At 32.1% G+C, this 17,418-nt stretch carries 16 protein-coding genes, 1 riboswitch and 1 other annotated feature; of the genes, 3 read left to right on the forward strand and 13 right to left on the reverse strand.

All coding sequences use genetic code 11. The features are described 5' to 3' along the window. Nucleotide 1 precedes the first annotated feature (1 nt). The 9 genes from AC1DKZ_RS11295 to AC1DKZ_RS11335 form a co-directional block, all read right to left on the reverse strand. Nucleotides 2–1,027 carry a serine hydrolase domain-containing protein gene (locus tag AC1DKZ_RS11295; RefSeq protein WP_242245635.1) on the reverse strand — a complete coding sequence of 342 codons (1,026 nt, stop codon included), beginning with the start codon at nt 1,025–1,027 and terminating at the stop codon, nt 2–4. A 110-nt stretch (nt 1,028–1,137) separates the two neighbouring features. Beyond that, entirely contained in the window at nt 1,138–2,376 is a 1,239-nt protein-coding gene (locus tag AC1DKZ_RS11300) for an MFS transporter (protein ID WP_476996244.1), read from the reverse strand. 65 nt (nt 2,377–2,441) lie between these two features. Next, nucleotides 2,442–2,699, reverse strand: a binding site (T-box leader). Between the two features lie 189 nt (nt 2,700–2,888). Next, nucleotides 2,889–5,027 carry a penicillin-binding protein gene (locus AC1DKZ_RS11305; protein ID WP_476996245.1) on the reverse strand — a complete coding sequence of 713 codons (2,139 nt, stop codon included), beginning with the start codon at nt 5,025–5,027 and terminating at the stop codon, nt 2,889–2,891. A 224-nt stretch (nt 5,028–5,251) separates the two neighbouring features. After that, the gene (locus AC1DKZ_RS11310; RefSeq protein WP_002085252.1) at nt 5,252–5,851 is read right to left on the reverse strand and encodes an undecaprenyl-diphosphatase; all 600 of its coding nucleotides are present in this window, start codon (nt 5,849–5,851) and stop codon (nt 5,252–5,254) included. 273 nt (nt 5,852–6,124) lie between these two features. Beyond that, nucleotides 6,125–7,114 carry a zinc-binding dehydrogenase gene (locus AC1DKZ_RS11315; RefSeq protein ID WP_242245641.1) on the reverse strand — a complete coding sequence of 330 codons (990 nt, stop codon included), beginning with the start codon at nt 7,112–7,114 and terminating at the stop codon, nt 6,125–6,127. Nucleotides 7,115–7,259: 145 nt separating this feature from the next. Further along, nucleotides 7,260–8,678 (reverse strand): ATP-binding protein, encoded by a 1,419-nt coding sequence (locus AC1DKZ_RS11320; protein ID WP_476996246.1) that lies wholly within the window; start codon nt 8,676–8,678, stop codon nt 7,260–7,262. Beyond that, nucleotides 8,675–9,349, reverse strand: a complete 675-nt coding sequence (locus AC1DKZ_RS11325; protein ID WP_476996247.1) for a response regulator transcription factor — start codon at nt 9,347–9,349, stop codon at nt 8,675–8,677. The genes AC1DKZ_RS11320 and AC1DKZ_RS11325 overlap by 4 nt, the downstream gene beginning before the upstream one ends. Nucleotides 9,350–9,361: 12 nt before the next feature. Next, nucleotides 9,362–9,892, reverse strand: coding sequence for a hypothetical protein (locus AC1DKZ_RS11330; protein WP_476996248.1), 531 nt, complete (start codon nt 9,890–9,892; stop codon nt 9,362–9,364). A 109-nt stretch (nt 9,893–10,001) separates the two neighbouring features. Further along, nucleotides 10,002–10,520, reverse strand: coding sequence for a GrpB family protein (locus AC1DKZ_RS11335; protein WP_476996249.1), 519 nt, complete (start codon nt 10,518–10,520; stop codon nt 10,002–10,004). Nucleotides 10,521–10,646: 126 nt separating this feature from the next. On the opposite strand from AC1DKZ_RS11335, the gene AC1DKZ_RS11340 reads away from it, so the two are divergent. After that, a complete protein-coding gene (locus AC1DKZ_RS11340; protein WP_219302465.1) occupies nt 10,647–11,528 on the forward strand; it encodes a protein kinase family protein in 882 nt (293 codons plus the stop codon). Between the two features lie 46 nt (nt 11,529–11,574). Next, nucleotides 11,575–12,894 carry a sensor histidine kinase gene (locus AC1DKZ_RS11345; protein ID WP_002136612.1) on the forward strand — a complete coding sequence of 440 codons (1,320 nt, stop codon included), beginning with the start codon at nt 11,575–11,577 and terminating at the stop codon, nt 12,892–12,894. A 104-nt stretch (nt 12,895–12,998) separates the two neighbouring features. Here the strand turns inward: AC1DKZ_RS11345 and AC1DKZ_RS11350 are convergent, their stop codons facing one another. From AC1DKZ_RS11350 to AC1DKZ_RS11365, 4 genes are all read right to left on the reverse strand, one after another. Continuing rightward, the gene (locus tag AC1DKZ_RS11350; RefSeq protein WP_000007808.1) at nt 12,999–13,097 is read right to left on the reverse strand and encodes a YjcZ family sporulation protein; all 99 of its coding nucleotides are present in this window, start codon (nt 13,095–13,097) and stop codon (nt 12,999–13,001) included. A gap of 135 nt (nt 13,098–13,232) precedes the next feature. Next, nucleotides 13,233–14,033, reverse strand: a complete 801-nt coding sequence (locus AC1DKZ_RS11355) for an energy-coupling factor transporter transmembrane component T family protein (protein ID WP_476996250.1) — start codon at nt 14,031–14,033, stop codon at nt 13,233–13,235. Continuing rightward, nucleotides 14,026–15,726: an ABC transporter ATP-binding protein gene (locus tag AC1DKZ_RS11360; protein ID WP_476996251.1), complete on the reverse strand. Its 1,701-nt coding sequence runs from the start codon at nt 15,724–15,726 to the stop codon at nt 14,026–14,028. Before AC1DKZ_RS11360 ends, AC1DKZ_RS11355 begins: the two co-directional genes overlap by 8 nt. Nucleotides 15,727–15,736: 10 nt before the next feature. After that, on the reverse strand, nt 15,737–16,285 hold the full coding sequence (locus AC1DKZ_RS11365; RefSeq protein ID WP_002127640.1) for an ECF-type riboflavin transporter substrate-binding protein: 549 nt from the start codon (nt 16,283–16,285) through the stop codon (nt 15,737–15,739). Between the two features lie 139 nt (nt 16,286–16,424). Then, a riboswitch (SAM riboswitch) is annotated at nt 16,425–16,540 on the reverse strand. 150 nt (nt 16,541–16,690) lie between these two features. Between AC1DKZ_RS11365 and AC1DKZ_RS11370 the strand changes: the two genes are divergently transcribed. Further along, nucleotides 16,691–17,374 carry an aspartate/glutamate racemase family protein gene (locus AC1DKZ_RS11370; protein WP_002136616.1) on the forward strand — a complete coding sequence of 228 codons (684 nt, stop codon included), beginning with the start codon at nt 16,691–16,693 and terminating at the stop codon, nt 17,372–17,374. Nucleotides 17,375–17,418: the final 44 nt, after the last annotated feature.

Consider the following 17,418-nt stretch of genomic DNA (forward strand, 5'->3'; position numbering starts at 1 on the left):
ATTAAAAAGCTCCTTCTATTTCTACCATTAGTTTTTCAGGTCCTGCCCCTTTATTTGATGGAATAACTAATGTAATTCCTAATTCCGGGTATACGGCCGAGCGAAAACTCACGCCTGGATCATATCCCATTACATGATATTTAAAAATATTTCCTTGTCTTTTTTCAATCCATATTCCATAGCCGTAAGACTGGCTATTATTCACTAAAATATGAGGAGTTAAAAGTAACTTCGTATATTCGTGGCTTAATATTTCATTGTTAAATAGAGCTTCCCAAAATTTCACCATGTCTGGTGCAGTAATATAAGCACCACCATCAGAACCTCCTTTTATGGGTATAGAGTATGCATTTGTTCTCCATTTTTGACTATTTCCATCCTTTATATATCCGAGAGCTGTATGTTTTGGTAAATTATCTAAAGAGAAATAGCCTGAATCATTCATGCCAACTGGAACAAATATGTTTCTTTCTATATATTCCGTAAATTCAAGTCCTGTCTGCTGTTCTATAATTAATCCAAGTATAATAAAACCTGCATTATTATAGTAAAACTTACTTCCTGGTGTAAACATCATATTACTGTTTTGGAATAATGGTAAAAAGTCTTTTAAACTTTTTAATAGATACATAGGAGTTTGTTTCCAAAGGTCTTCAAAGTTATCCATGATACTTTCATCAAAATAATCTGGAATACCCGAACTATGCGTTAAAAGTTGATGTACTGTAATATCTTCATTAAAGTTTGGGAATTTAATATGTAGACAATCTTTTAACTTTGTATGAAAAGTAATTACACCTCTTTCAACAAGTTGACAGATACTGATAGCAGTAAATAATTTGCATCCTGAGGCAATTCCAAATCTTGCTTGTAGTGTATTGTTTATACATTCACTTCGGTTAGCATATCCAAATGAATTTTCATAAATAATATCATCATCTTTTTTTATTAAGACTACCCCAGAAAAATCTATATTCCGATGTATTTCTTTTACAATTTTCTCTATTTGATCTTTTGTTTTTATCATAATAACCACCCTTGTTTATTGGTATTGTTCTTTCCCCTTATTATTTTTCCATATATAGGGGAAAGAAACCTCCTATTCAACCCCTAATTTTCAAATAAAAACCAAGGGAACTATTTCGAATTTATTGATTCAGCGGAATATACCTTAGACTGCGATGGTAATAAAGTAAACACGCACAATATGATAGTAATAAGTAGCATTACCAATACTCCTACAATGACTACAAGTTGTATAGAAGTGAATTGAGTTGCAACGCCGAACAGAATCGTTATAAAAATTGTAAAAACAGCTATAACGAGCCCGTATATACTCCCGATTCGTCCCATCATATGAACCGGAACGTTATTTTGATAAAATGTGTAAAATCCTGTATTTGCATATGCCATAGAGAAAGATAAAATAAAGAATCCAATAGCAGCTATTAAAAACTCACTTGAAAAAGCATAAATCAAATATCCAATTGCAATGAATAATGATCCTATCCCAATTAGAAATGAAGGTGTTAATTTTTTTGATAAAATTGTATTTGTTATGGCTCCTAAAATAAAACCCGCTCCAGCGATACTAACTAAAAAGCCATATTCACTATCTGTTAACAATAAAACTTCTTTCGCAAATGATAATTCAAGTGAATCAATAGCGGTAGCTAATACCATCATCCCTTGAAATAAGAAGTAAACACAAACAATATACATAGATTTTTTACTAAAATTTAAAACTATGTTCCAATCTTTCTTTAATACAGTTAGTGACAATTTATCATTGGATGTATTAGAATCATCTTTTTTATCAAGATTAGGTAAAAGCAATGTAATGAACCCTGATAACAGAAATGCTATAGCATTCATATATATAGCAAACTCTGGTGTACCAGTTATTAATAATATCCCCGCCACTGCTGGACCAATTAAAAATGCACCAGATCCTATTAAACTACGTAGTGAGTTGAAACGTTGTCTTTGCTCTACTGGAATTAATTTCGTCATATATGTCATAGCAGTTGGCTCATAAATCGCACTAGCCATGCTAATAAAGAATACTAAAAGATAGATAATCCAAAGAGATGGAAGCAAGGGTAAAATGGCGATAAATACTGCGCGGTATATATCAAGGTGAATCATTAACTTTCGTTTATTTAAACGATCTATCATACTTCCTGACCAAGCGTTTGTAAATAAAGTGGCTAATGGTTTTATCACATATAAAGTAGCGACAGCTAAGGCTGAGCCACCCATATTATAGACAAGTACATTCAGTGCGATTAAATAAATCCATGCACCTAAATTCGCAATACCAACTCCGGACAATAGTAATAAAGGATATTTCAAATCTTTAAGTAATTTTTTCACTTTAGGCACCCGCTTTCTAAATTGTTTTAAAACAATAAAAAAATCCCACCCCCAAGACTTAAAGTCTTAGGGACGAGATTTATCATCGCGGTGCCACCCTAGTTTGTTAATATGTCGCCATATTAACCTTATCAGGTACTGCACTATTTTCATGCTTATACCTTAGCTCTATAACGGGAGCTCCCGTCACACCATCCACTTTTAAAAGGTTCCGATGTGCTGCTCAGAGGCTTGGTTCAATAAAGAATTTTTGCTCCTTTTCAGCTAAATGGAGCTCTCTGTGAAAAATTCATTTTATTTACTCTTCTCTTCACTGCATTTGATTTTTTCCATATTATCACATAGGTTTTATATTGTAAATGATTAAAAAGAATAATCAGTTTTTTAAAAGTGAGCAACCTTTATAATTTTGTAACTTGATTTTTTATTTATTAAAAAATACGGTGCGTGAAATTGCATGTAACTCTAACAAAAAGAGCCTATTATACTATAGACTCTTACAAAATTCGATATTAATTTGTACTCGCTTCTGCTAATGGTTCTAGAGGCGGTTCCAAATCTAGTTTTAAAGTATCACCTTCTTGTATATATTGTCCCTTTTCAATGCTTTGACTCGTTACATACCCTGTACCTGTTGTTTTTAAATCTAATTTCAACAACTTAGAGAAATACATAACATCACGCATTGACCAACCTTTTAGATTAGGCATTTTTACATTATTTCCTACTAGAAATATACGATCTCCTTCACTCATTACCTCGCCAGTCTGTGGATATTGTTTTATTATCTTTCCTTCTCCTAATAATACCAGCTGAAGTTTCTCTTTTTCTGCAATGTTTTTTACAGTATCCATCGTTTGATTTACATAATTTTGTACTTTTATTTCAGATTGCTTTGTTGCATCTGCCATTTGTTTTTCTGTATATGGTTTCACTTTTAAATATTCTAGACTATTTTTCATAACTGGTTTAAAAATTTCAGCAAGAGGCTGAGCACCGTATTCATTCCCTTTTAATTTAGGTTGCTTAATGGCTAAATATACGACTAATTGCGGATCATCAATTGGAGCCATTCCCAAGAATGAAAAAATATAATTATCTTTCCCTTCCATATATCGTCCATTTTCAGGATTTGGAATTTGCGCTGTCCCTGTTTTACCACCAATCGGATAACCATCAATTTTATACATCGTTCCCGTTCCTTTTGATGAAGTAATAACTCGCTCCATTAAGTTCCTTACCTTATCTGCAGTTTCTTTTTTAATCGGATTGCCTATTTCTTTAGGTTGATTTTCCATAATAACTTGTTTATTTGTTGGATTTACAACCTTATCAACAATATAAGGTTGCATCATTTTCCCGTCATTTGCTATAGCTGTGGCCGCTTGTACGATTTGAATAGGAGTTACAGTTGAGCCTTGGCCGAAAGATGTAGTAACTTGTTGAATTTGAGTATTTAACAATAATGTATTTTTACTTTCTCCAGGTAAATCTATCCCTGTTTTTTGATTGAAACCAAATTTATTCATATATTGCTTGAATTTATTTGGTTTCAGTAACTGGTCTTCTAAAATAGAAAAAGCAACGTTCGATGACCTTTCAAACCCTTCATCAAATGTAATTGAGCCCCATCCATAGCCGCCATTATGATCTTTAATCTCTGCTGAACCAACTGCGTATTTTCCTGATTGGAAATATTCTTTCCCGTTATATACACCTTCATTAATTGCAGCAGCTAATGTAAAAACTTTCATTGTAGACCCTGGTTCGAATGCATTCGCAATTGGATCGTTTAAAAAATATTCAATGTCTCCTTTGTTAGGATTATAACTAGGCTTACTAGACATTGCTAAAATCTTGCCTGTTTTTGGATCCGCAATAATACCTACTAACATAGAAGGATCATAGTGTTGCGCCGCTTTATTCATCGCGTCTTCTAAAAAACTATTAATTTGTTTATCAAGCGTAAGATATACGTTATTTCCATTTTTAGCAGGTTCTACTTTTCCTATATCATTTGTAAGTGGGATTCCTTTTCTTGAACCTACATATGAAACATTACCATTTGTAGAGCGCAAATATTTATCCAAACTTTCTTCAAGCCCAAACTTCCCCACCGCATTACCTTTATCGTCCGGTCTTGCAAAACCAAGTATATAAGAGGCGAAATCTTCATTTGGGTATACTCTGGCTTTTTCTGTTGTGAAAGATACACCTGGTATTTTCAAATTATTAATCTCTTCCTTCGCTTCTCTAGATAAGTTACGTCCAATTTTACCAATTTCAACTTGCGTACGTCCTTCGTGAAAATTTTTCATGATCTCCTCTTTATCAACTTCAAGCGCATCTGCTAAACGTTGTGCGGTATCTTCTTTATCTTTTAATTTATCTTTTCCTTTTAGGTTTACACCGATGCGATATGTCGTTGAGTCTTGGACTAATACTTTACCGTTTTGATCATAAATTGTCCCGCGATTTGCCTCTAAAACTCCATTTTTGTTTTGTTGTTCCTTCGCAAGATCCTTTACATTAACATTATGCACGACTCCTACCGCTTGAATATAAAATATGCGTAAAAGCATAGTAAGAAACAAAACAATAAAAGCAATCATCATATATCGAGCGCCTTTATTCGTTTGAAGTTTATGCATACTAATCTCCTTTCCTTTACAATGCATTAATGCGAAGATGCACTTTTTTATTTTAGATACTATATTTTTCGTAGTTTTTTCAGTGAATTCCTCTAAAACGATAAGAAAACAATCTAAGTTGCTATTTGTTTCTGATCGTTTATGTTTTTAAATATAAAATACGGTGAGTGAAATTTTTCGAATCTTCAAATAAAAAGAACCTACTTTTTGGTAGGTTCTTAAGTTTACGCTATGTGGTTATATTTCGCTAAAAAAGGAACTCGTTTTGCTACTAGTGCATACATTTTGAAAATAAAACTTGCTAACGGTTCAAATATACGTGCGCTTTGCATCACTAATCCACTTGTAATAAATGTTAAGAACGCAGCACCAAGTATATCTAGAGGATAATGAACGCCTACGTACATGCGTGATACACCGACTAATATTGCCCATATTAACGCGATATATTTAAGTTTTTCTCCTCTTAGAATAAATACGAAAGCAATCGAAAATACGAGTACAGAATGATCACTTACAAATGATGAATCTGCTGCATGCGGTACTAATTGATTTACATGATGTGTTATAAAAGGACGCGGATGGTAATATACCGCATGTATAAGAACATTTACTAATAATGCAATACTAACTGAAAGTGTCGTATATAACACTGTATATTGTTTTCTAATTGCATTCTCTTTCTTTCCATTATTGAACCATAGGATAAGCATGAATAGAATAGCTACATATGGAACACTATTTGTAATAGCGATCATTAGCGTATCTAATAGCTTGGATGATCCAGCAAAGTTATTAATCCATTGAAATACTGTGTAATTCATATTACTCTCTCCTTATTATTACTCATTGTACTTTAAATAAAGATACAAGTGTTCTTGATTTACACAGTATACAACATCAATATGAAAATGGGCTTAAACTTTTCTCATCTAATTCTCATTTTATTACTATTCATTTGACAATCGTGTAACTATTTACAAGAGCTAAGTATGTATAAAGCTTGTAAAACATTTTAAATAGTATGGTAAACACTTTATGCATGAATATAATACTTAACATGTTCATTTAAATATAATTTCTCTGAAATCATATTTTCATTCCATACGAAGGGCAATATTACCGAATTGTTCTCCTTGCTGCATTCGATTTAAAGCTTGAATTGCTTCTTCTAATGGATATACTTTATCAATGATTGGTTTAATATTATGTTCCTCTATAAAATGAATCATCGCATTAAACTCTTCACTGCTCCCCATTGATGTTCCCATAATATCGATTTGATTATAAAATAATGCTCGTAACGGTAATTCGATTTTATCTCCTGAACTTGCACCAAAGTTAACGATTCTTCCATTTGGTTTTAATATATCAAAATATTTTAAGAAAGTCGCCGGACCTATACTATCTATAATTAAATCCACTTTTTCTCCATGTAGGCACTCGTCCCAATTACCAGAACTATTAAAAGAAAAGTCTGCTCCATATTTTTCAGCAGCCTTTCTTTTGTCCTCTATCCTTGAAGTAACACTCACCTTTGCTCCAATTGCTTTAGCAAATAACATAGCATAAGTAGCTACACCACCGCCGATTCCCGGAATTAGGACATGTTCTTCAGGTTTTAATCTACCTTTTGTAAAAAGCGCTCTATATGCAGTTAATGCCGATAAAGATAAAACGCCAGATTCTTCCCACGTAAGATATGATGGCTTTTCCACTACATTTTCTGCTGGTACAATAACATATTCAGCAAACGTTCCATCGGCTGGTCCACCTAGTACTTCAGGTAACTCTGGTATTTCATGAGTATTATTCCATCCAATACTAGGGTTAATAATAACCTCGGTATGTAGTGAAATATTTGAAACTCCTTCTCCTAGTTCTATAACAATACCTGCACCATCTGACCCTAAAACTAATGGTAGTTCCATTTCTTTTCTATTATTCATTATAAATAAATCACGATGATTTAAACCTGCTGCTCTTAATTTCACTTTAACTTCCCCCGCATTAGGAGTTATCTCCGGTGATAATTTATATTCTAAACCTTCTAACCCTTTTTTATGTTGATGTACAATAGCTTCCATTAATTATTCCCCCTTAATCCTTTCAATGTACTTTAAATATCGAAATAAATAAAATAATTTGATTACTAAGCATCAAAAAAGGAGGAAATACAAAATGTATTCCTCCTTTTAAAGAGTATTTTCAAAAAGAATTTTTTACCTTTAACTATTCATGTGTAGTATCAGGAAATGTAATTGTAACAATTGTTCCTTCGTTTTCTTTACTCTCTAATTGAATAGCTCCGTTATATTTTTCTACAAGCCTTTTTGCAATTGATAAACCTAGCCCATTTCCACCTTGTTTTCGGCTTCTCGCTTTATCAACTCTATAAAAACGGTTAAGAACAAATGGTAAATCTGCTTCAGGTATTCCTGTCCCATGATCTATTATTCGGATTTTAATTTTGCCTGACCGCATACTTGATTCAATGCAAATATACTTATTAGCTTCTTTTGTATATTTCACTGCATTATCCATTACAATAATAATTATTTGTTCTAAGTAAGATGATGGTATTGAAACATACGCTTCATCTGCATCCAATTTAATATCAAATTGAAAGTCAGTTTGCAGTATTGCAAAGTTTTGTGTAACTTGTTTTAATACGCTATTAACATGGACTCGTTCGACTGCTATTGGATGCATCTGTTCTGCTTCAGCTCTTGATAGTTCTAGCAGTTCTGAAACTAATTTATTTAATCGATCTACTTCTTTTAGACTGGATTGAAGAGATTTATCCAATACTGCTGAATCATTTTTCCCCCATCGATTCAGCATTGATAAGTGCCCTTGAATAATTGTTAATGGTGTTCTTAATTCATGAGATGCGTCTTCTACAAACTGTTTTTGCTGTGTAAAAGAAGTTTCTACTTCATCCATCATTTCATTAAAAAGAATCGATAATTTTGCGAGTTCATCATTATTTTCTCGTACTGGAACTCTTTCATTTAGTCCGTTTTTCTTAATACGCTTCATCGTATCCGTTATGTTTTGAACACTTGATAAAAGCTTTTTCGTTATAAGTATTCCGCCTAAAAAACTAAACACTAATCCACATATCCCTGCAAAGACCATTACCACTAAGATAATTTTTAATAAATGATCAAATGTCTCTAAGTTTTTCGTAAGTTCAATAGTTCCCGTGAATTTTTTTGTTTGAATTGGTATGCGCTCAACTAATATTCGATCTTCTATATGTCTTTTTATTAAGGATTCATCTTGGGTAACCTGTTTTGGTTTTATCCAAGCTTCATTAAAATCTCGAGAAACAGTAACAATGGGCTTTCCATCATTTCCGATAATACGAATCATTTGATGTTTATCAATCATATTATTTAGAAATTCTTTACTATTTTCAAATGTTTTGCTCGAGAGCGTTTCGTTTTTATCTTGAAAATATGCCGCTATTTCTGTCAATTGTCTGTTTATTTGTTTCTGTTCATAATCTATAGTCCACTTATTAATTACAATGAATTGTAACGTGCTATACAAAATAAACAAAATGAATACTAGTGTAGTGGACCAAAGTGTTAATTTCCACTTTATAGGTAAATTTCGAATTCGGTGCACAATGTTTTTTATCATTTCATTATATATCCAGCACCGCGGACTGTTTGGATATACTCCTCCTTATCCACACTATGTAACTTATTACGTAAATAACGAACATATACATCGACTATATTCGTCTCAACCATTGCATCATAACCCCATACTTGGTCCAGTAAAATATCACGGGTAAGAACTCGATTAATATTTTTCATAAACATAAGCAGTAGCTCGAATTCTTTATTTGTAAGTTCAATTTCTTCATTTCCTTTAGTTATAGTTCGAGATTCAATCTGAAGCTGTAGATCTTTAAACGAAAGAAATGCTGCGTGCTTTTGCTCTGTATTTTCTTCTCTCCTAAAAATCACTCTCATACGTGCTAAAAGTTCTTCAATTGCAAACGGTTTTGGAAGATAATCATCAGCTCCACTATCTAACCCTGTCACACGGTCCATAATACTATCACGAGCAGTCAACATAATAATAGGTGTACTTTTAGTTGCTCTTAGTCGACGACATACTTCCAGTCCGTTTAATCCTGGTAACATTAAATCAAGTAATATGAGATCGTAATTCTTTTCAAGTGCTGCTTCTAATCCCTTTCTTCCATCAAGTTGTATATCTACTATATATCCTTCATACTTTAATTCTAATTCTAAAAAATCTGCTAAGCTTTCCTCATCCTCAATAATTAGTATATGTTGCAACGATACTTCCTCCTATACGATTAAATGAATAAGTAATCCTATTCCGAATATGACTGCAATAATTTGATGTGCTTTTCGATACATCTTCAATTTTGTTTTCTGATTAGATTTCTGTAAAACAAATCCCGCAACCCCTAATGTTATTAAGGTTAAAAGAGAAAATATACCACTGTATATTAGTATTATATGACGACTTCCTTTTATTAAAAAGTAAACACCGTGAGTAGTCGCAACAGCTATTACAGCGTATCCAATTAATACGTGAATATGTTTTATAAAAAGATATAGCTCTTTAATTATTTTAAATCCGTGAATATGTTTCTTCTTTAAAAATAACCATATATGACGTAAGAACCATAATGATGCAGCTATAATTACCCCGTATTCACCTAAAGAACCTAATTTCTTATTTAGCCATTGTACATTTAATACATTCCCGTACAAAACATTAATAAATAGCAATTCTACACTACAAACAATAATAGTAATACCGATGATTTTAACATATATATGGAAATATTTATTTCTAAGTATTTTCTCCATTTTATATAATCTCCTTTTGACTCAAAAGCTCTATAATCAGCAGTGTATCAAGTAAAAGAGAGAATAACATGAGAGAAAGATTAAAATAAAATGAGAATCTGCAGACTACTTATATTTTATTTATCTCCTTTTTGGCCAATTCTAATATGTTGCAAATAAACGGTGCTTTTGCATTTGTATATGAAACACGATCAAAAGGATATGCAGCAGCAAGCATCTCTTTTAATACTCTATATTCTTCACGTGCCCACTCATGATTTATTAGAAAGTCTCGAAATAAAAGGTTGTTCCTCCATTCCTCGCTATTATAAATATAAACATGTAAATGGTGGGTACCAGCTCTCCATTTACCTTTTCTAAAAAAACGCCAATTAGGTGTTTTTTTAGGAACATATTCATAGCCAATTTCTTCTAGGGCTTCCCTCCAATTTCTGGTAATTTGTAAATTTGTTACGCCGATCATCATATCAATAAGAGGTTTAGCCCCTAACCCTTCTACGGCTGTGCTTCCGATATGTTCAATGGCAATAATTTCTTCATGGAGTAACGGCACAATTTTATTTTTTTCATTTAAAAACTCTGTATGCCAATATTGTTGGTACGGTTTAATTATGATTTTTCCATCCATATGCTTTCCTCCTTATAACTATATATTATTATATTTATAAAATTTAAGTTTATAAATATAGGGATTTCACAAAATATGTCGAATACTGTAATGGACAACTTAATTATATTAAATTTGAGGTGAATTATGAAAGATATTCCAGTTAAAATTCAGTTAGATACTATAACATTCCAACTAAAAAAACATCATAATTTTGATTGGCTTACAAAACTAGGTACAGTATTTGCGGTTTTTGACCAACAAGATTCCGGTAATATAAGTTTTGGTGTTGAAAAGAATGGGAAAAAGAACTTTATAAAATATGCAGGGGCACAAACACTCGCATATAATGCTTCTACAAATGAAGCTATACAAAGATTAAAAAGCTCAGTTACTATATACAATGAATTAAAACACGTTTCTCTTATAAGTTTAATTGATCACTATCCTGTACAACATGGATATGTTTTAATTTTCGATTGGTTTGACGGTGAATGTCTTCACCCGCACTGGAGTTTCCCACCTCCAGCGAAATACAATGATCCTAACTCACCATTTTATAAATATAAGAAATTATCCGTTAAAAATAGGCTAATTTCATTAAATTCTATTTTTAATTTCCATACTTACGTTGAACACAAAAACTATGTAGCTATTGATTTTTATGACGGTAGTATTTTGTACAACTTTAAAACTAATGAAACAAAAATTTGTGATATTGATTTATACAGTAACAAACCGTATGTAAATAAGATGGGACGAATGTGGGGGTCATCTCGTTTTATGTCACCTGAAGAGTTTCAACTTAACTCTATAATAGACGGACAAACAAACGTATTTAATATGGGGGCTATAGCTTTTGCACTACTAGGTGGCGGGCAAGATCGTTCCTTTATGAAATGGGAAGCTAGTGAAGGCTTATATGAAGTAGCATACCGTGCTGTAAATGAAAATCGTAGTGAGCGCTATGCGTCAATGGAAGAGTTTAATAATGCATGGTTAAAAGCCTATAACACTGAAAATCTATAAAAACTACATACATTGTAAAAGTACATGTAAAACTTGCACTTTTATAATGTATAATACATATGGGATTGAAATTCAGGATAACGGGGCATGTATTATGAACTTTGTTTACATTAATCAAAATGTTTTAAATAATCTTCTTTATATTTTAAGCAGTATATTTGTTTTTTATTTTATTTATGATAGTGGGTACTTCGGGAAGAAATATAAGAAACTACTTATCATTCTTTGTACGAGTATCCCACTAATTTTATGTATGCGGTATCCCATCTATATGGATGAAAATTATATTCACGATTTAAGACAAATCCCCTTTTTAATTGGTACACTTTATGGTGGATTTCCAGTCGGTATTGCATTACTCATGATTTTATTAATAATACGTTTTATGTTTTATGGTTTTAGCCTGTTAACAATCATTGTTTATGGAACGATGTTAATAATTACAGCATTCGCATCATCAAAATTTAATACATACAATAGAAAAATGAAAGTAACTTCATCCATATTTTTAACTTTTTTCCTTGCAATATTTACAACAGTAATTGTTTTAACTCTATCAGATTTTGAAGTGAATAATTTGTACATTATTTATTTCATTCTATTACCAACTATTTTAATATTATTTATGGTCTATTTTAATGAGGTTTTAAAAGATGCAATATTTATGCGATCAAAATTAATAAAAGTTGAAAAAATGGAGATTGTCAGTCAACTCGCTGCAAGTATWTCRCATGAAGTACGGAACCCCTTGACGGTTGTAAAAGGATTTACACAACTTTTAAAAACACCCAATATAACTCAACAATCCAGAGATGAATATATTGAACATATACTTGAAGAATTAAATCGTGCACAGGCAATTATTGATGATTACTTAACTTTTGCCAAACCCGCTTCAGAAAAACTAGATCGTATTTCAGTGGAGCACGAGTTACATCGAGTTATAAAAATGATGGTGCCTTTATGTAATATGAATAATATTAATATTACACAAGAGTTCTCTGAGGGAATAATTATCGGTAATACACAGCACTTCCATCAATGTTTTTTAAATTTAATAAAAAACAGTATAGAAGCAATGCCATGTGGCGGTAATCTAATTATTTCTGCAACTGTTAGTAATAATAAAGTCATAATACGGATTCAAGATAGTGGAGTTGGAATGTCTCAAGAGCAAATTAATCGATTTGGCGAACCATATTTTAGTACAAAAACGAAAGGTACTGGCTTAGGAACAATGGTTGCTGTAAAAATTATCGAAACGATGCGAGGCACATTGAAAATCCAAAGTGTTATAAATAAAGGAACTACCTTAACTATCACTTTACCTAAATGCAATAATGAGGAGATTTCGTATAATAAATGAAAAAGGAGCTATTAAGCTCCTTTTTCATTTATTTCGATACAAAAAGTATCTGCTATGTTTTTTTAAGTTTACATTTAGAAGAGACTAATTAGAAATTAGTACCCTTAGCTCCAACAGCTACATCCAACAATAATTAATAAAATAAATAACACAACTAATAAAGCGAAACCTCCACCAAAACCACAAGAACCGCCGAAACTCATATTTTCTCCTCCTTTTGGTTTGAAAACTAATAGGTAGTTGATCATTTTAACTGGTTCGTATTATACAATATGTATATCTCCCTTTTTTGAGCATGTCTTCATAAAAATTAGTAAAAGCACTCTATTGAGAGTGCTTTAAAATGGGTACCAGAAGCTTTGGAATACATTCAGCTTTAAGTAAACTGCAATAATCAAAATGATAATACCAACAAAAAGTGTGATGTAATCCTCCTTTTGTGCGTCTTTTGCATAGTACCACGTTCGTTTATCATTTTTTCCAAAACCTCTTAAATCCATTGCATTTGAAACAGTATCAATCCTTTCTAATGAATGAATAATAAGTGGCCAAAAAATTAAAACACGGTTTTTCATACGAATCCACAAGCTCGCTTCTCCTTTTTCAAAAGGTACGCCTCTTGCTTCCTGCGCGTGTCTAATGATTATATATTCAGATTGAATGTTTGGTATATAACGCAGTGCAATATTTATTGCATATGTAATTTTATAAGGAACAGCAAATTTATTTAAGCTGCTCACAAATTCACTTGGATGAGTTGTATAAATAAAAAGAAGTGTAAATGGTAATAACGTAAAATATTTCAATGAAAGTGTAGCTGCATAAAATAAAGTTTCATATGTAATTGTTGCATAACCTATATAAAAAAAAGAGGTATACGATCCCGTTAATTCCGATCCATGGATGGGCGTAATGAAAAGAATCATAACGGAATTTAATAAACTAAATGTAAATATAACGCTGAAAATAACTATAATTTTACGCAATTGAATTTTTGCAATTAAGAGGCCGATACATCCAACAATAAATAAAATTAGCAATATACGAAAATCAAAAAATAAAAAAGTAAGTGTCATACAAAATATAAATAAAGATAATTTAATTGCACCATCCATACGATAAAAATACGTATTATGCATATTCCTCCCTCCTATTAGCTTCAATATAAAGTTTCACAAATGTTTCTGGAGTTGGAATTCCGCTTAATTTAGCTAGTTTTATTAATGAAATCTCCCGTAGATTAGCTCTTTGTAACGTTCCTCGATCCCCTAAAACAGCAGATACAGTATTGTCCGCAATAATTTTCCCTTCATGCAGAACTACCGCTCGATCTGCATATTCTAAAGCAAGATTCATATCGTGTGTGATAATAATAAAGGATATGCCCCTTTTAGCCAGTTTTCTAATAAACGACATAAACTGTTTGTAATGGTAATAATCTTGTCCAGCTGTTGGCTCATCTAATACAATAAGTTTTGGGTTTGTTATAAGTACAGATGCAATAGTAAGCCTCTTTTTTTGTCCATAGCTTAATGCCTGAATTGGCCAGTTACGAAATGGATATAATCCACAAATTCTTAAAGCTTTTTCGACTCTTGTCTCAATCTCATCTTTAGAAACCTTTTTTAATTGTAATGAATATGAAACCTCTTCTAAAACAGTAGGCTGTGTAATCATTTGATTTGGGTTTTGCATAACATAAGAAATAACTTCCCCGCGTTTACGAATAGACCAACAATTTATATTTTCTCCATCGAATGTTATTCTCCCATTCTCTGTTTTATTTATTCCTATAAGAGTATGAGCTAATGTCGATTTTCCTGCTCCATTATGACCCAATAACGCTACTATTTCTCCCTCTCCTATTGAAAGGTTGATATCTTCTAAGGCTGTATGTTTGTTATTGTACGTAAATGATAAATTTTCTATCTTGCATAAAGCTTTTTTAATATATTTGTTTTTTGATGAAACTTGCTTATGCATCCAGTTCTTTAATAGGCTATGAACGCCTGCATTACGAAGATTTTCAATTGGAAATACCCTAACATTATTACTATCAAAATTTAATTTCTTTAGCGCCTCTATATAAATAGGTTCTCTTAGTCCAATATTTGGTAATATATTAGAATTTAAAATACTATCCGGTGAACCAACGGCAATAACTTCTCCCTCATCTATTAAAATAATTTTATCTAAATCAAGGTTTAATATTTCTTCTATTCGATGTTCAATAATTACAATTGTTTTATTATATTTCTCATGTATATTTTTAATGAGTTCTATTGTATTCAAACTACATGCAGGATCCAAATTAGCTAACGGTTCATCAAATAATAATATATCTGCATTTGTCGTTAGCAGACCTGCAAGAGAGACTGTCTGTTTTTGACCTCCTGATAATTCATGTGGACTTTGTGTATGAAAGTCCTGCATGCTTACCTTTTTTAAAGAATCCGTAACAATCTTTCTCATTTCTATTTGATTTACACAATCGTTTTCTAATGCAAATGCTACATCCTCTTCGACAGTAAGGCCTATAAATTGTGCATCTTGATCTTGTAATATTGTCCCTACGTGTTTACTCTGTTCAAAAACACTACCTTTTCTCGGATCCTTTCCAGCTATTAAAATGTTACCGGTACTTATCCCTTCGTAAGAAAATGGGATTAGCCCATTTATACAATGAGCTAATGTTGACTTACCTGAACCACTTCGTCCAGCGATAAGTACCTTTTCCCCAGGATATATTTGAAATGTAATATCTTTTAAAGTAGGCTGCGTGGTATGCCTATATTGAAAGGTAAATTGTTCAAAAGAAATAATTGGTTGCATGTATTCATCCCTACTTTTCAATTTTTAAATGTGTATGTTTCTTATTTGATTTCGCTAGACCGATCGTGATTGGTAAGCCAAGAACTAAAAATACGATAACGTCTGCAATTGTTGCGCCTAGTACTTGTATAACTATTTTGTCAAACGGTTCTCCCATCACAATAATATCGAATGCTCCAGCAAATATAATAGCTATGACAATACCAATTAACCCTGCAATTGCAAAATAAGAAATATCACGGTTATTATACGTTCCATGTTTTACACTAAAACCAACTCTTTTTTGTATGAGTCCCATTGCTAAACCAATAATACCTGAACTAATAACCCATCCCCACCAAATACCCCATCCAGCGATCGTATCTGTAACGGTATGACCGATGAGTCCTATTAAAAGTCCTGCTACTGGGCCAAATAACGCTCCAAAAACTGTTAAAATAGCCAATGCGGGTTTAATAAATGTATTCGGTGCGATAGAAAATCCCCAAAGCCCTAATACCCCGTATAAAGCTGCTCCAATTCCAATAGCTACTACTAGCTTTGTCGTTAATTTGTTCATTACAATTCCCCTCTCGTATTATTCAACTTTTAATACTCTATATTTATTTTGAAAATGAATTATGCATCGACACTTCCTTTCTATACAACAAAAAATGACCTCTTAAATAAGAGGTCATTTTCTTTCACGTACAAGAATCCCCTTATCTTTCAAAAGACACATAGTGTCCTCTGCGGAATTAGCACCTTCCTATGTAATTACATAGGGGTTGCTGAGGTTTCATAGGGCCGTTCCCTCTACCTCTCTGGATAAGTATGTAGTTGTAATCTGTATTATGGCACTAACAATAAATAATTTCAATACTTTTCTTACTATTTTTATTTTTCGATAAATAGTTCATTTAAATCATTGTATTCTTATCGGAATTATGAAATAATAAATTCAAAATTGTTACGGGAGGAATGCATGATGAAAGTAATTGGCTTAATTGGCGGACTAAGTTGGGAATCAACATCGTTATATTATAAACATATTAATACACTAACTCTCTCTCAATATGATCAAAATGCGAAGCTTGTTTTATATAGCATGGACTTTGGGGAGGTAACTACATTATTGCAAAACCATCAATATGAAGAAGTGAAAAATGAATTAGTCACGGTAGCAAAAAAGGTAGAAAACTCAGGAGCTGAATGTTTACTTATGTGTTCTAATACTGTACATCTATTTGCTGAGGAAGTAGAACAAGCAATATCAATCCCACTTCTTCATATCGGTGATGTAAGTGCTAAAGAAATGGTAGAACAGAATATAAAACGGATCGGATTATTAGGAACGAAACAAACGATGGAACAAGATTTTTATACATCACGACTAGCAAAATATAACATTGAGACAATTATCCCAAATGACGAAGAAAGAACTTTTATCCATCACGTCATATTAAATGAATTAAGTAGAGGAATTATTTCAGAAACATCAAAAGAAAAACTAATACAAATTACCAATTCATTAATTCAAAATGGTGCGGAAGGAATATTACTAGGCTGTACTGAAATACCATTGCTTATTTCCCAAAATGACCTTACTGTTCCTGTTTTTGATACTGCTTATTTACATGCAAATACTGCTGTACAATTTGCTGGATAATAATATAAAAGCATACAGGTAGAGCCTCTATGCTTTTATATTGT

The organism is Bacillus sp. 05T21, from assembly GCF_056396785.1.

Bases quoted from the DNA above. Each gene is read 5' to 3' on its own strand.
- AC1DKZ_RS11335 (WP_476996249.1), bottom strand. From the start codon at position 10,520: ATGGATGGAAAAATCATAATTAAACCGTACCAACAATATTGGCATACA.
- AC1DKZ_RS11365 (WP_002127640.1), bottom strand. From the start codon at position 16,285: ATGAACAAATTAACGACAAAGCTAGTAGTAGCTATTGGAATTGGAGCA.
- AC1DKZ_RS11320 (WP_476996246.1), bottom strand. From the start codon at position 8,678: ATGATAAAAAACATTGTGCACCGAATTCGAAATTTACCTATAAAGTGG.
- AC1DKZ_RS11305 (WP_476996245.1), bottom strand. From the start codon at position 5,027: ATGCATAAACTTCAAACGAATAAAGGCGCTCGATATATGATGATTGCT.
- AC1DKZ_RS11370 (WP_002136616.1), top strand. From the start codon at position 16,691: ATGATGAAAGTAATTGGCTTAATTGGCGGACTAAGTTGGGAATCAACA.
- AC1DKZ_RS11360 (WP_476996251.1), bottom strand. From the start codon at position 15,726: ATGCAACCAATTATTTCTTTTGAACAATTTACCTTTCAATATAGGCAT.
- AC1DKZ_RS11315 (WP_242245641.1), bottom strand. From the start codon at position 7,114: ATGGAAGCTATTGTACATCAACATAAAAAAGGGTTAGAAGGTTTAGAA.
- AC1DKZ_RS11355 (WP_476996250.1), bottom strand. From the start codon at position 14,033: ATGCATAATACGTATTTTTATCGTATGGATGGTGCAATTAAATTATCT.
- AC1DKZ_RS11310 (WP_002085252.1), bottom strand. From the start codon at position 5,851: ATGAATTACACAGTATTTCAATGGATTAATAACTTTGCTGGATCATCC.
- AC1DKZ_RS11330 (WP_476996248.1), bottom strand. From the start codon at position 9,892: ATGGAGAAAATACTTAGAAATAAATATTTCCATATATATGTTAAAATC.
- AC1DKZ_RS11295 (WP_242245635.1), bottom strand. From the start codon at position 1,027: ATGATAAAAACAAAAGATCAAATAGAGAAAATTGTAAAAGAAATACAT.
- AC1DKZ_RS11340 (WP_219302465.1), top strand. From the start codon at position 10,647: ATGAAAGATATTCCAGTTAAAATTCAGTTAGATACTATAACATTCCAA.
- AC1DKZ_RS11350 (WP_000007808.1), bottom strand. From the start codon at position 13,097: ATGAGTTTCGGCGGTTCTTGTGGTTTTGGTGGAGGTTTCGCTTTATTA.